We start from the raw sequence: 13412 nt of genomic DNA on the forward strand, positions 1-13412 counted from the left end.
GATATGGTTACAGCCAACAGCCAAAAGATACGCATCATACTGAAGGCATTCGACCACAGGCTGCTAGACCAGTCTGCTGGGCAGATTGTGGAGGCGGCTGAGCGCACTGGCGCGCGCGTTTCTGGCCCTGTGCCACTGCCTACGGCAATCAAGCGCTTCTGCGTGATTCGTGGTCCGCACATTGACAAGAACTCGCGCGAGCACTTCGAGCTGCGCACGCACAATCGGCTCATCGACATTCTGGAGCCGACATCGAAGACCATCGACTCGCTGACACGGCTGAATGTACCCGCGGGCGTGGACATTTCGATCAAACTCTAAACGCGGCATGTAACGAGATAGGCAAGGGCAGGCGGGCAAGCCCATAGAGCCTCCCACATCGCCCATCGCATAAAGAGAACAACAATGACGGTTCATGCACTAATTGGCAAGAAAATAGGCACGACGCAGGTCTTCCACGAAGACGGGCGCGCGGATTGCGTTACCGCCATCGAAGTTGGTCCCTGCACCGTAACACAAGTGAAGACGATCGAGAACGACGGCTACGAGAGCGTGCAGCTCGGCTTCGAGCCGGTCAAGCGGCTGAACAAGCCACGCGCCGGACACCTCAAGCGAAGCGGGCAGCAGATGTTCCGCCACCTGCGCGAAGTGGGCGTGGACGATGTTAGCGAAGTCGAAATCGGGCAGACGCTGGACGCCAGCCTGTTCGAGGAGGGCGAGGCGATCGAAGTCACCGGCAAGTCCAAAGGACGCGGATTCGCGGGCGGCGTGCGAAGGTACAACTTCCGCGGCGGTCCCAAGACGCACGGTCAGTCCGACCGACATCGCGCACCCGGCTCCGTCGGCGCGGGCAGCACGCCCGGCCGCGTGATCAAGGGACTGCGGATGGCAGGACACATGGGAGACGAACGGGTTACATCGCGCGGGCTGGAGATTGTGCTGGCAGACGCAGAGCGCAACCTAGTTCTCGTCAGGGGCACTGTGCCGGGCGCGCGAAACGGGCTTGTTATCGTCAGAAAAGCGGGCAAGAGGAAGTAGTCGTGAAGTTAGATGTGAGAAATATGAGCGGCGCCGTCGTGGAAGACATCGAAGTGCTCGACGACTTGTTCGACGTGCCGATGAACGCCGCGCTTGTGCACCAGGTCATGGTAGGACAGCTGGCGAACAAGCGGCAGGGCACCGCCAAGGTGAAGACCCGCTCAGAGGTTGCCGGTGGCGGCGCAAAGCCCCGACCGCAGAAGTACACGGGAAGGGCTAGGCAGGGCTCAATCCGCTCGCCGATTTGGCGTGGCGGTGGCGTCGTATTTGGTCCTACGCCGCGCAGCTACAGGCAACGAACGCCAAAGCGCGTCAAGCGACAAGCGCTCAAGATGGTGCTGTCTGACAAGGCTCGCGAGCAGCAGCTGATCGTGGTGGACGAATTGAGCATCGCGGCTGCGAAGACGAAGGAACTAGCGCAGGCGCTCAACGCGCTGGGAGTCGGCTCTTCCGTGCTGCTGGTCAGCAACGGCGCGAACGATGCCGTTGTACGCGCCGCGCGAAACATTCCCAAGACGCGAACGCTGCCCGTTGACCTGCTGAACACGGTTGACCTGCTAAACGCGAAGAGTGTCGTGATTTCCGTTGACGCGGTGCGCGAGGCGGAGCGGCTGTGGGGCGGCGATCTCGTGCGCATCAAGCAGGCGACGGCAGGTGCGGAGGAGGAAGCGTAATGGACTTGCATCCCTTCGAGATACTCAGGAAACCAGTAATCACCGAGAAGAGCACAGACCTTCAGGACGACGGTCGCTATGTGTTCGAGGTTGCGCGGTCTGCAACCAAGCACCAGATAAAGTGGGCAGTGCAGGAAGCCTTCGGCGTTACCGTAACGAAGGTGAACACAATGAACAGGCGAGGCAAGAAGAAGCGCTACGGACCGCGCATGTCGCAGAAGAAGGCGATAAAGAAGGCTATCGTAACGCTCCGACCCGGCGACACGATAACGATATTTGAAGGCGTATAGGCGAAGGCGGACATAATGCCGTTAAGAGCACTAAATCCACGAACACCGGGGCAGCGCGGCGCAGTGCTGTCAACATCGGACGACATCACCACGCGTAAGCCCAAAAAGGCGCTCGTGCGCCCGATGAAGAAAAACGCGGGCCGCAACTCCCATGGCCGCATCACGGTGCGGCACCGCGGCGGCGGTCACAAGCGCCGCTACCGCGTCATCGACTTCAAGCGCGACAAGCACGGCATACCGGGCGAAGTTACTACCATCGAGTACGACCCGAACCGCTCCGCGCGCATCGCGCTGATTAAGTACCCGGACGGCGACTGGCGCTACATCCTCGCGCCGGACGGCTTGACCGTCGGGGACAAGATCGAGTCGGGCGAGAACGCGGAACAGCGCGTCGGCAATGCGCTGCCATTGCGCGTCATTCGCGACGGCACGCAGGTGCACAACATCGAGATGAAAGTCGGCAGAGGCGGGCAAATGGTGCGAAGCGCCGGCGGCTCAGCTCAGCTGCTCGCGAAGGAAGGCAAATACGCGCTGCTGCGTCTGCCGTCCGGCGAGATGCGCAATGTGCTAAGCGAGTGCATGGCGACTGTCGGTCAGGTGAGCAATCTCGACCACAAGAATGTGAAGCTGGGCAAGGCCGGTCGCAAGCGCAATATGGGCTGGCGGCCGCAAGTGCGCGGTTCTGTGATGTCCCCGCGCGACCATCCGCACGGCGGCGGCGAAGGTCGTTCGCCCATCGGTATGCCGGGCCCTAAGACGCCTTGGGGCAAGCCCGCGCTGGGTTACCGCACGCGCAAGAAGAAGAAGCCGTCCGATAAGTTCATCGTGCGGCGCAGAGGTCGGAGATAGGGTTGAGATATGTCTAGGTCAACGAAAAAAGGGCCGTTTGTGCATCCCAAGCTGGCGAAGAAGGTGACGGCAGCGCAGAACAGCCGCAGCCGCACCGTAATTCGCACATGGTCACGCGCATCGACGATTATGCCCGACATGCTCGGGCTGACGATAGCCGTTCACGACGGACGCCGGCATGTGCCGCTGTTCATCACGGAGAACATGGTCGGGCACAAGCTCGGCGAGTTCGCGCCAACGCGCACATTCCGAGGACATATCTCCCGCTCCGAACGCGCGACTAGGGCTAGGTAGCACGCCGCACATCGCCAATCAAGCGTAACGCGTATCAAGTATCGCGGTAATGTACTGGGTATCCAGTAACCGCCCTGTCCTATCGCAATTATCGATAACAGGATTCCCGACGAATCGGGGAATAATGGAAGAGTAACATTTAGCGAGTCTGAACAATGCCGGTCCGAGCAGTAGCAACAAACACGGGCTATTCCGTGAAGAAGGTCAAGCCCATCATAGACATGATACGGGGCATGCATGTGGAAGATGCGCTGAACGCGCTGCGCTACCTGCCTTCGCCGATTGCGGCGCAGGTGGCGAAGGTGGTAAGCTCCGCCGCGGCGAATGCGGAAAACGAGCTGATGGCGCAAGTGAGCGACCTACGCATCACCGAGATTTACGCGAACGAAGGTCCGCGCGCCAAGCGCTTCAGAGCGCGAGCTCGCGGGCGCATCACGCGCATCATACGGCGCAACAGCCACATCACCGTTGTAGTTGACGAGGAGGTCTCGTAAGTTGGGTCAGAAGACGCACCCCATAGGGTTTAGGCTGGGCATCAGCAAGGACTGGCAGTCTCGCTGGTTCGCGTCGAAGCCCGAAGAGTACCGCAGCCTCGTCAAGCAGGATGTCGAAGTGCGAGATGTCATACTGTCTCGCTACCCGGACGCCGGCATTTCCCGCGTGGAAATCGAGCGCGGCAACGATGTCGTGATTACGATTCACACGGCACGGCCCGGCATCGTCATCGGACGTGGCGGGCAGCGCGTGGAAGAACTGCGCAAAGACATCGAACAACGGTCTGCACGGCGCGCACGCCTCAATGTACAGGAGATTAGGCAGCCCGAGTTGGATGCCTTCCTCGTGGGACGCAATATCGCGGAGCAGCTGGAACGCCGAGTCGCGTTCAGGCGCGCGATACGGCAGACCGTCTTGCGCACGATGCAAGCCGGTGCGCTCGGCATCAAGGTGCTGATTTCCGGCAGGCTTGGCGGCGCAGACATCGCGCGGCGCGAGAAGGCGATGGAAGGCAGAGTTCCGCTGCACACCCTGCGGGCGGACATCGACTACGCAATCTCAGAGGCGGCGACAGAGTTCGGCGTCATCGGCATCAAGGTTTGGATATACAAGGGCGACATAGTGCCAGAGCCGAAGCAGGCTCCCGTAGAAGAACCCGTGGCGCCGGAAACCATCGCGCCCATCGAGGTTACGGTCACGGCCGGATCCGCGGAATCGGATGGCGCAGCTCAAACGGCTGTGGCAGAAGCCCCCCCTGCACAAGCGCCTGCCGCTCCGGCAGAGCCGCCTGCGCAAGAAGCACCACCGACCGAACCCACAGCAGAGGTTTAACATGCTCCAACCCAAGAGAGTCAAGTATCGCAATCACCACAGAGGACGGCGCAAAGGACTCGCCACATCGGGCAGCACAATGAACTACGGCGAGTTCGGAATCAAGGCGACGGAGGCTGCGTGGGTCAGCTCGCGACAGATTGAAGCCGCACGCCGCGCGATGACACGCTACGCGCGCAGAGGCGGGAAAATCTGGATTCGCATTTTCCCGGACAAGACGGTTACGGCGCGCGCCGCGGAGACCCGCATGGGCAGTGGCAAGGGCGCGGTCGATCACTGGGTCGCAGTGGTCAAGCCGGGCAGAGTACTATTCGAGATTGCGGGCGTGCCGGAAGACACAGCGAAGCACGCGCTGCGGCTCGCATCATCCAAGCTGCCGATGGGCACGACTATCGTCACCCGGCAGAACATATAGATAATTCAGCGATCCGTTATCAGCAGCATAACGGCGAATGGCAGGTTGGCAATAATGGCGGAGATAGACGACATCAGAGCGATGTCTGACGAGGAACTCGAAGACGAGCTCGAAGATACGCACAGGGCGCTCATGAACCTGAGGTTCCGCGCCGCTACGATGCAGTTGGCGGACATGAACGAAGTGCGTAGAGCGCGAAAGCGCATCGCGCGCATCAAGACCGTGATACGAGAAAGGGAGCTTGCCGCAGGCGCAGTATGAGTTACGAACGACGCAAGGTAAGAATCGGCAAGGTGGTCAGCGACAAGATGGATAAGACCGTCGTCGTCGCTGTGGAATGGCGCCGCCCACACCGCATCTACAACAAGCCGGTGAGACGCGAGACGCGCTTCATGGCGCACGACGCGCAGAACGAATGCAGGCTCGGCGACACGGTTCGCATCCGCGAAGGTCGCCCGATGTCCAAAACGAAGCGCTGGCGCGTGGTTGACATCCTCCAGCGCGAAGACCTCGCCGAAGTGCAGCCGGAAGATCTGACCGCATCAGACGAGAGTGACATTATCGCCGAAGCGCGACCGAGCACCGATGTGAGCGCCAAGGTCGCTTACGAAGACGATTCCGCCGGCGATGGCGATGGATCGGAGGCACAACAACAATGATTCAGCAGTATTCGCGCTTGCGAGTTACGGACAACTCCGGCGCAAAGACGATTAGCTGCATCGGTGTTCCCGGTGGCAGCGGCAGAAAGTACGCTTGGCTCGGCGACATAATCGTCGCATCGGTCAAGGAAGCCGCCCCCGCATCCAATGTGCGGAAGGGCGAGGTTGTCAAGGCGGTCATCGTGCGCACTACGAAGAGCCACCGAAGGCAGGACGGATCGCACATTCGCTTCGACGACAACGCGGCGGTGCTGGTCAACGACGACCAGATGCCACGCGGCACACGCATCTTCGGACCTGTGGCGCGCGAGCTGCGCGACAAGAATTTCATGCGCATCGTATCCCTCGCGCCGGAGGTGCTGTAATGCGACTTCGACCTGACGACATGGTAATCATCACCAAAGGGCGAGACCGCGGCAAAACCGGGCGCGTTCAGCAGGTTATGCCGAAGGACGGCAAGGTGCTTGTGGAAGGTGTGAATGTCGCCATGCGGCACACGAAGCCAACGCAGGGCATCCGACAGGGTGGCATTATCCAAAAGGAAATGCCGGTGCGTATCAGCAATGTGCAGCTGATTTGCCCGACCACGAACGAGCCCACACGCGTGGGCTACACGCGTCTTGCGGACGGTACCAAAGCGCGCGTCTCCAAGAAGAGCGGCGAAATCATCGAACAGTAAGAGGGACCAGCGAGTGAGTACACAGAACGAGAACGGAGCGGCTCCCAAAGCGCCGCCCCGCATGCTGGAAAAGATACGCAGCGAAATCAGCCCCGTGATGATTCAGGACTTCGGCTACACCAGCGCTATGCAGGTGCCGCGCCTGAGCAAGGTTACGCTGAACATCGGGCTTGGCGAGGCGCTGACGAACGCGCGCGCGCTTGAAAACGCAACCCGCGACCTGACCGCAATCGCCGGGCAGAAGCCGGTTACGACCCGCGCTAAGAAGTCCATCGCCGGCTTCAAGATTCGCGAGGGCATGCCCATCGGCGTGAGCGTAACGCTGCGCGGACGGCGCATGTACGAGTTCGTGGACAGGCTGATAAGCTCGTCGCTGCCTAGAATACGCGACTTTCAGGGCGTATCGCGGCGCGCGTTCGATGGCAGGGGCAACTACTCGCTGGGCATACGCGAGCAAGTGATATTCCCCGAAATCGACTACAACTCAATCGACCGCATCCGCGGGCTGCAGATTGTCATCGTAACCACGGCGCGCTCCGATCCCGAAGGGCTTCGGCTGCTGGAACTGATGGGCATGCCGTTCGTGCGCCAAGAATCGCGGCAGGACGCGGCGTAAGCACATTTCACATTAAGCCTGTCCCCTACTTTGGACGGTAACTCGCCCTAGACGGTAACAGGCTTGAGCTAGAATTGACCGCAGTTTGACCTTACAAAAGGCAGGACAAAATTGGCTAAGGAATCTTCAAAGGCGAAGAACGATCGGCGCAAGCTGACTGTAGCGCGGTACGCCGCCAGGCGTGCCGAACTGCTTGAGATAGCGCGAGACATGAGCCGCCCGCAGCAAGAACGAGCGCAGGCACGCGACGAACTCGCGCTGCTTCCGCGAGACGCCAACCCGAACCGCGTCCGCAATCGCGACCTGATGACCGGGAGACCGCGCGGTTACATCCGCCACTTCGGGCTGTCACGCATCACCTTCCGCGAAATGGCGCTTAAGGGCTTGCTGCCCGGCGTGCGAAAGGCAAGCTGGTAAGCAACACCGCCGAAAGCCAAGCAACTGACAAGGGAATTGAGATGCCAGTAACAGATCCAATATCGGATATGCTGACCCGTATCCGAAACGCGATTATGGCGGGGCACGATTCGGTGCCGCTGCCGCTATCCAAGATGAAGGAATCGCTCGCCGAAATCCTGAAGAACGAGGGTTTCATCGAGGGATACAGCGTTCATCGCAGGGGCACGCCACAGGGAAACATCCGCATCTACTTGCACTACCGCGACCGCGACGAACCCGCCATAAGCGGGCTCAAGCGCGTCAGCAAGCCAGGCTTGCGAGTGTATGTGAAGAAGGGCGAGATTCCCCGTCCATACGGCGGCTTGGGTGTAGCCATCCTTTCCACTTCGCAGGGAGTGATGACGGGACGGCAGGCGTGGAGAGAGAACATAGGCGGAGAACTCCTCTGCTATGTGTGGTAAGGAGCCAATATGTCCAGGATAGGCAACATGCCCGTCACACTGCCATCCGGCGTTGATGTGGATATTGACGGAAGCGATGTTACGGTCAAGGGCGCTCAAGGCGTGCTGACTTACTCGTTCCACCCAGATATGACGATAGAGCGGGACAACGGTGCAGTGCTGGTCAGGCGACCAAGCGACGAGGGACCTCACCGCGCGCTGCACGGTCTTACGCGCAGCCTGCTCGCCAATATGGTAACCGGCGTGAGCCAGGGGTTCAGCAAAAGCCTCGAACTCGTTGGCGTAGGCTACCGCGTGCAGCAAAGCGGCAAAGGCATCTCCCTCAGCGTTATGTACAGCCACCCGGTAGTCATCGACCCGCCGGACGGCATCACGCTCGAAGTTGAAGGCAACAACCGCATTCATGTGCGCGGCATCGACAAGCAGAAGGTCGGACAGCTGGCGGCACAGATCCGCAAGGTGCGACCGCCCAATGTCTATACGGGCAAAGGCATCCGCTACCTCGGCGAACAGGTGCGCCTAAAGCCGGGCAAGAGCGCCAGAAGGGCGTAGCGAAACAGCCTTAATACCAGCCTAGCCTATGCCCGCTTGGGCATTTCAGGCTAGGGCAGGAGTGAACAAAGCGATGGTGAAGATTCGCACTAACAAGGCGAGAAGAGTGATGCGGCACATCCGCGTGCGGCGCAAGATTGGCGGCACGGCGGAACGACCTCGGCTGGCCGTTTACCGCAGCCTGAACCACGTGTACGCACAGGTTATCGACGATACGCAGGGCGTTACGCTCGCCGCTGCGTCCAGCGTGGAATCCGCAGTCCGAAGCCAGCAGAACGGCAAGAGCAAGACTGGCGTCGCCGAGATGGTCGGCGAACTTGTCAGCGAACGCGCAAAAGAAATCGGCATCAGCCAGGTCGTATTCGACAGGGGCGGCTACAAATATCACGGCCGCGTCAAGGCTCTGGCGGATGCAGCCCGCAAGGGAGGACTGGTGTTTTAAATGGCGATGCAGCGAGACAGAGACCGAGGCAGGGACAATCGCGGGCGTGGCGACAACCGCAACCGCAGTGATAACCGCAATCGGGACAACCGAAATAGAGACAGGGATAGGGACAACCGCAACCGGGACGGCGAAGGCGAGGACGACGAGTTTCCGTTGACCGAAAGGGTCGTCAGGATTTCCCGTGTCGCCAAAGTTGTCAAAGGCGGACGACACCTTAGCTTCAACGCCGTCGTGGTCGTGGGCGATATGGACGGGCATGTGGGCATCGGCATGGGCAAGGCGGACGCCGTTCCCGACGCCGTGCGCAAGGGCGCGACAGACGCTCGCAAGAACATCATCGAAGTTCCGCGTCAGGGCAGCACCATCCCGCACGAAGTTCTGTCGAAGTACATCGGCTCGGTGGTAATGCTCAAGCCGGCTCAGCCGGGCACGGGCGTAATCGCGGGCGCTTCGGTGCGCGCCGTCGTCGAGCTCGCGGGCATTCAGGACATTATGACGAAGGTACGACGCAGCACCAATCCGGTGAATGTGGTGAAGGCGACATTCAACGGTTTGCAGGAGCTGAAGAACCCGGAGCAGGAGTTTGCCAATCGCCGCAACCTGTACGAATACGGCAGGCAGCGCGAACGCGAACGCGCCGAACGCCAACGCCAACGCCAAGCGCGCCGAGCGGCACAGCAACTGGCAGCGGCTCAACGCGCGGCGGCAGCAGAACAAGCAGAACCGGCTCCTGTAGCACCTGCGCCTGCGCCTGCGGCACCCGCAGCGCCGGCAGCGCCACCCGCGACGCAAGCGCCTGAAGAATAGATAAAGGTGCGCACATTCGGTTCACCCCATTCTAATCTCCACCATCAAGAGGGAAGGAACAAGGTGAACGGCAGTTGCGCCCAGCCCTAATACGTCCTAATACTTGGCACGGAAAGTAGTTCCAAATGGCAAACAAACTATCGGTAACTTGGAAGGTCAGCGGGATAGGCTATAAGCGAGACCAGCGCCGCACCATCGAGGCGCTAGGACTTCGCAAGCTTCACCAGACAGTCGTTCACGACGATACGCCATCCATTCGAGGCATGGTGTTCAAGGTGCGCCACCTAGTCGAGGTCGAAGAGGTATAGTCGCTGCCGAAAAGACGGCGCGACCTACCACGCATATTCACGAATACTGCACGAATATCCAGGCCATAACGAAGAATCACCTTCCAACGAACAGATTACAAGCAAGCACTCTGCAACAGGACAGAAAATGCAACAGCAAGATTTCAGGCCGCCGGCGGGCGCGAAGAAGGCGCGGCGACGGCGCGGACGCGGCGACAGCAGCGGCTACGGCAGTTTCGCCGGACGCGGCATGAAAGGGCAAAACTCCCGCAGCGGCGGCGGCGTGCGACCCAACTTCGAGGGTGGTCAGCTACCACTCACCAAGAAACTGCCGTTCATTCGCGGCTTCACGAACATTTGGCGCGTGGATTACAACGTGGTCAATGTCGAAAAGCTCGCCGCTGAGTTTGAGGCAAACAGCGAAGTCAGCCCGGAGACGCTGCGCGAATCCGGCGTGCTGCGGACGCTCAACAAACCTGTGAAGATTCTCGGACGCGGCGAAATTGACATCCCGCTTACGGTCACGGCGCACAAGTTCTCCGCATCAGCGCGGCAGAAGATCGAAGCCGCAGGCGGAAGCGTTAGGGAGACAGGCTGATGATGCGCCAAGCGCCGGCGGCACGGCAGGATGCGGTCTCACGGCCGCAGCTTATCCAGTCTATGATCGACGCCATGCGCGTCCCGGACCTGCGCGGCAAGATTCTGTTCACGCTGGCGATGCTGGTCGTGTTCCGCTTTGTGGCGCATGTGCCAGTGCCGGGTGTTGACCCACAGGCGCTATCGCAGGCGTTCGAGTCGCAGGCGCTGCTCGGCTTCTTAGACCTTTTCAGCGGCGGCGCGCTCGCAAACCTGAGCGTTGCGGCGCTGGGCGTGTATCCCTACATCACATCGTCCATCGTGATGCAGATACTCGTACCGGTCATACCAAGCCTGAAGGCGCTCTCACAGGAAGGTGAGTACGGCCGGCAGAAAATCAACCAGTTCACGCACTACCTCGCCGTGCCAATCGCCGCGCTTCAAGCGTGGGGGCAGCTCACATTGCTGCAGCAGGCGGGCGTGCTGCCATTCATCGATTTCGGCTTCAATCTGCCCACGCTGGCAATGGTCGCATCGATGATCGCGGGCACGATGTTCCTGGTATGGCTGGGCGAGCTCATAACCGAGCGCGGACTGGGCAACGGCATCTCGCTCATCATATTCGGCGGCATCGTGGCGAGTTTCCCACGAATCATCGGTCAAGGTTTGCTGCAAAGTCAGCAGGGCGAGGGACTGCTGCTACTGGCGGCGTTCACCTTCATCGTAATCTATGCCATTGTGCTGTTCACCGAAGCGCAGCGGCGCGTTCCGGTACAGTACGGGCGCAGCGTGTTCCGTGGCGGCAGGATGCAGCGGCAATCCGGCTCCACATTCCTGCCCTTGCGCGTGAACTCGGCTGGCATGATTCCGCTTATTTTCGCGTTTTCCATCGTCATTCTGCCCGGCACGATTGCCAGCTACTTCCGAAACCCGCTGAGCGACGACTTCGGTTCGCGCATCGCGCGGTTCTTCGCGGACAGCCTAGACCCGTCGGCGTTCCCATACTGGGCGCTGGTGTTCGTCTTAGTCGTGATATTCACCTTCTTCTACACGCTGGTAACCTTCCAGCAACAGGACTTATCGGGCAACCTACAGCGAAACGGCGGCTTCATCCCCGGCATCAGACCCGGTCAGCCGACGCAGGATTATCTGACGCGCGTGCTGGTGCGAATCACCTGGGGCGGCGCTCTGTTCTTGGGCATCGTCGCCATCCTACCCTTCTTCGTAACATACGCCACCGATGTGCGCTCTCTCACGCTCAGCAGCACGAGCCTGCTCATCATGGTGGGCGTCGCCCTCGACACGATGCGACAATTGGAAGCCCAGCTCCTGATGCGTAACTACGAAGGGTTTATCAGATAGGCTGAGGTGGGCATAGCTCGGCTCATTCGCATACGAACCCTCCTATCAAGGGGGTATAAGACACATAACAGGTAGATAGGCGCAGAGCGCCGAATAGGGAAACAAGCGTAAGTGAAAGTCATACTCTTGGGACCGCCGGGCGCGGGCAAAGGGACACAAGCGGCGCGTGTCGCCGACGAACTGGGCGTGACACGCGCGGCGTCGGGCGACTTGTTCCGCGAAAACCTGCGCAACGAGACGGAGTTGGGCTTGCTCGCCAAGTCGTACATGGACAAGGGCGAGCTGGTGCCGGACGATGTCACAATACGGCTGGTCATGTCGTGGATTAATGCGCCAGAGCAGGACGGCGGCTTCGTACTGGACGGCTTCCCGCGCACACTACCGCAAGCGGAAGCGCTCGATAGCGCGCTAGAGCCGAGCGGCGGTCTAGACCGCGTGCTGTATGTCAATGTTGCGGCAGACGAACTAGTGCGGCGGCTCGCCGGACGCTTCATCTGCCCTATATGCCAAACGCCGTATCACCTGCTAGCATCACCGCCCAAAATCGAGGGCAGGTGCGACTTCGAAGGCGGCGTACTTTACCAGCGAGACGACGACAAGCCAGAAGTGGTAAAAAATAGGCTGCGGGTCTATTTCGATGAGACTGAGCCGCTCGTGGGACACTACCGTGGTTCCGGCGTGCTGCGCGAGATTGACGGAAAAGGCACAATTGACGCCGTTGGCGCCCAACTCGTGGACGCGCTCCGCTGAAACGGCTACGCAATGCGTAAACTTAATTTGCTATAATAAATGTTCGGGATTAGCATTGCAGTGAAAGATGATTACCTTGCGGCAAAGAGCAGATGGCATAACGATTAAGTCAGACCGAGAGATTGGTCTAATGCGGCAGGCTGGCAAGGTCGTCGCGGAAGCCAAATTTCACGTTAAGGAGGCGGTCAGGCCCGGCGTAACCACCGGCGAGCTGGACCAAATCGCCGAAGATGTGATACGCAAGATGGGTGCTATTCCGGCATTCAAGGGATATGACGCCGGCGGACCGACTCCCTTTAGCGGCACGATTTGCGCTTCGGTAAACGAGGAGATTGTACACGGCATCCCGGGCAGCAGAGTTCTGCAAGACGGGGACATATTCAGCGTGGATGTCGGCGCGATAGTCAAGGGCTTTCACGGCGACAGCGCATTCACCGTAGGCGTAGGCGACATATCGGACGAAGCGCAGCGGCTAATCGACGACACGCGCGAATCCCTGAAGCGCGCCATAGCGCAGGCAAAGGTGGGAGCGCGCGTAGGCGACATCGGCAACGCGGTGCAGACTTACGCCGAAGGTCTAGGATACGGCGTGGTGCGCAAGTATGTCGGACACGGCATCGGGCGCTCGTTGCACGAAAATCCGCAAGTTCCGAACTACGGCAGACCGGGACGCGGAGCGCTGCTCAGAAAGGGTATGGCAATCGCCATCGAACCTATGCTGAACATCGGCACAAGGGAGACTTTGGAGCTTCCGGACGGCTGGACTGTCGTCACCGCGGACGGCAAACTTTCGGCGCACTTTGAGGACACTATAGCGATAACGCAGAAGGGACCCGAAGTGCTGACTACGCCGGAAGGGTATTACTTTTAGAACGAACCTACCCGCAGCAATGGTAAAGGCAATAGCCAAGAATACGATTGGCGGGAAAACGA

At 60.0% G+C, this 13412-nt stretch carries 24 protein-coding genes; all 24 read left to right on the forward strand.

From position 1 onward, the window contains the following. Positions 1-3 precede the first annotated feature (3 nt). The 24 genes from rpsJ (at position 4) to map (ending at position 13350) form a co-directional block, all read left to right on the forward strand. A complete protein-coding gene (gene rpsJ, locus F4X57_11305) occupies positions 4-321 on the forward strand; it encodes a 30S ribosomal protein S10 (GenBank protein ID MYC07735.1) in 318 nt (105 codons plus the stop codon). Between the two features lie 84 nt (positions 322-405). Continuing rightward, the gene (locus F4X57_11310; protein MYC07736.1) at positions 406-1038 is read left to right on the forward strand and encodes a 50S ribosomal protein L3; all 633 of its coding nucleotides are present in this window, start codon (positions 406-408) and stop codon (positions 1036-1038) included. 23 nt (positions 1039-1061) lie between these two features. After that, positions 1062-1712 (forward strand): 50S ribosomal protein L4, encoded by a 651-nt coding sequence (gene rplD, locus F4X57_11315; protein ID MYC07737.1) that lies wholly within the window; start codon positions 1062-1064, stop codon positions 1710-1712. Then, entirely contained in the window at positions 1712-2002 is a 291-nt protein-coding gene (locus tag F4X57_11320; GenBank protein ID MYC07738.1) for a 50S ribosomal protein L23, read from the forward strand. Before rplD ends, F4X57_11320 begins: the two co-directional genes overlap by 1 nt. 15 nt (positions 2003-2017) lie before the next feature. After that, a complete protein-coding gene (gene rplB / locus F4X57_11325; GenBank protein MYC07739.1) occupies positions 2018-2851 on the forward strand; it encodes a 50S ribosomal protein L2 in 834 nt (277 codons plus the stop codon). A 9-nt stretch (positions 2852-2860) separates the two neighbouring features. Continuing rightward, entirely contained in the window at positions 2861-3145 is a 285-nt protein-coding gene (gene rpsS, locus F4X57_11330) for a 30S ribosomal protein S19 (GenBank protein MYC07740.1), read from the forward strand. A gap of 155 nt (positions 3146-3300) precedes the next feature. Beyond that, entirely contained in the window at positions 3301-3639 is a 339-nt protein-coding gene (locus F4X57_11335) for a 50S ribosomal protein L22 (protein ID MYC07741.1), read from the forward strand. Between the two features lies 1 nt (position 3640). After that, positions 3641-4471, forward strand: coding sequence for a 30S ribosomal protein S3 (rpsC, locus tag F4X57_11340; protein ID MYC07742.1), 831 nt, complete (start codon positions 3641-3643; stop codon positions 4469-4471). 1 nt (position 4472) lies between these two features. Further along, the gene (rplP, locus tag F4X57_11345; GenBank protein MYC07743.1) at positions 4473-4886 is read left to right on the forward strand and encodes a 50S ribosomal protein L16; all 414 of its coding nucleotides are present in this window, start codon (positions 4473-4475) and stop codon (positions 4884-4886) included. Between the two features lie 54 nt (positions 4887-4940). Then, positions 4941-5147, forward strand: coding sequence for a 50S ribosomal protein L29 (locus tag F4X57_11350; protein ID MYC07744.1), 207 nt, complete (start codon positions 4941-4943; stop codon positions 5145-5147). Next, on the forward strand, positions 5144-5545 hold the full coding sequence (gene rpsQ / locus F4X57_11355; GenBank protein ID MYC07745.1) for a 30S ribosomal protein S17: 402 nt from the start codon (positions 5144-5146) through the stop codon (positions 5543-5545). The genes F4X57_11350 and rpsQ overlap by 4 nt, the downstream gene beginning before the upstream one ends. Beyond that, positions 5542-5910 carry a 50S ribosomal protein L14 gene (gene rplN, locus F4X57_11360; protein MYC07746.1) on the forward strand — a complete coding sequence of 123 codons (369 nt, stop codon included), beginning with the start codon at positions 5542-5544 and terminating at the stop codon, positions 5908-5910. The genes rpsQ and rplN overlap by 4 nt, the downstream gene beginning before the upstream one ends. Next, the gene (locus F4X57_11365) at positions 5910-6224 is read left to right on the forward strand and encodes a 50S ribosomal protein L24 (protein MYC07747.1); all 315 of its coding nucleotides are present in this window, start codon (positions 5910-5912) and stop codon (positions 6222-6224) included. Before rplN ends, F4X57_11365 begins: the two co-directional genes overlap by 1 nt. 61 nt (positions 6225-6285) lie before the next feature. After that, positions 6286-6840 (forward strand): 50S ribosomal protein L5, encoded by a 555-nt coding sequence (rplE, locus tag F4X57_11370; protein ID MYC07748.1) that lies wholly within the window; start codon positions 6286-6288, stop codon positions 6838-6840. A gap of 111 nt (positions 6841-6951) precedes the next feature. Next, entirely contained in the window at positions 6952-7257 is a 306-nt protein-coding gene (gene rpsN / locus F4X57_11375) for a 30S ribosomal protein S14 (GenBank protein ID MYC07749.1), read from the forward strand. Positions 7258-7298: 41 nt separating this feature from the next. Beyond that, positions 7299-7700: a 30S ribosomal protein S8 gene (gene rpsH / locus F4X57_11380; GenBank protein ID MYC07750.1), complete on the forward strand. Its 402-nt coding sequence runs from the start codon at positions 7299-7301 to the stop codon at positions 7698-7700. A 9-nt stretch (positions 7701-7709) separates the two neighbouring features. Further along, the gene (locus tag F4X57_11385) at positions 7710-8252 is read left to right on the forward strand and encodes a 50S ribosomal protein L6 (GenBank protein MYC07751.1); all 543 of its coding nucleotides are present in this window, start codon (positions 7710-7712) and stop codon (positions 8250-8252) included. 73 nt (positions 8253-8325) lie between these two features. Continuing rightward, on the forward strand, positions 8326-8694 hold the full coding sequence (locus F4X57_11390) for a 50S ribosomal protein L18 (GenBank protein ID MYC07752.1): 369 nt from the start codon (positions 8326-8328) through the stop codon (positions 8692-8694). Between the two features lie 6 nt (positions 8695-8700). Further along, positions 8701-9504: a 30S ribosomal protein S5 gene (locus tag F4X57_11395; protein ID MYC07753.1), complete on the forward strand. Its 804-nt coding sequence runs from the start codon at positions 8701-8703 to the stop codon at positions 9502-9504. 125 nt (positions 9505-9629) lie between these two features. After that, positions 9630-9812 carry a 50S ribosomal protein L30 gene (rpmD, locus tag F4X57_11400; protein ID MYC07754.1) on the forward strand — a complete coding sequence of 61 codons (183 nt, stop codon included), beginning with the start codon at positions 9630-9632 and terminating at the stop codon, positions 9810-9812. A gap of 127 nt (positions 9813-9939) precedes the next feature. Continuing rightward, positions 9940-10389, forward strand: a complete 450-nt coding sequence (locus F4X57_11405) for a 50S ribosomal protein L15 (protein ID MYC07755.1) — start codon at positions 9940-9942, stop codon at positions 10387-10389. Further along, a complete protein-coding gene (gene secY, locus F4X57_11410) occupies positions 10389-11729 on the forward strand; it encodes a preprotein translocase subunit SecY (GenBank protein MYC07756.1) in 1341 nt (446 codons plus the stop codon). Before F4X57_11405 ends, secY begins: the two co-directional genes overlap by 1 nt. A 111-nt stretch (positions 11730-11840) precedes the next feature. After that, positions 11841-12479 (forward strand): adenylate kinase, encoded by a 639-nt coding sequence (locus tag F4X57_11415; GenBank protein MYC07757.1) that lies wholly within the window; start codon positions 11841-11843, stop codon positions 12477-12479. A 67-nt stretch (positions 12480-12546) separates the two neighbouring features. Continuing rightward, the gene (gene map, locus F4X57_11420; GenBank protein ID MYC07758.1) at positions 12547-13350 is read left to right on the forward strand and encodes a type I methionyl aminopeptidase; all 804 of its coding nucleotides are present in this window, start codon (positions 12547-12549) and stop codon (positions 13348-13350) included. Positions 13351-13412 lie beyond the last annotated feature (62 nt).

This window comes from Chloroflexota bacterium (genome assembly GCA_009840355.1).
GTDB lineage: Bacteria > Chloroflexota > Dehalococcoidia > Lucifugimonadales > JADFKI01 > Bin90.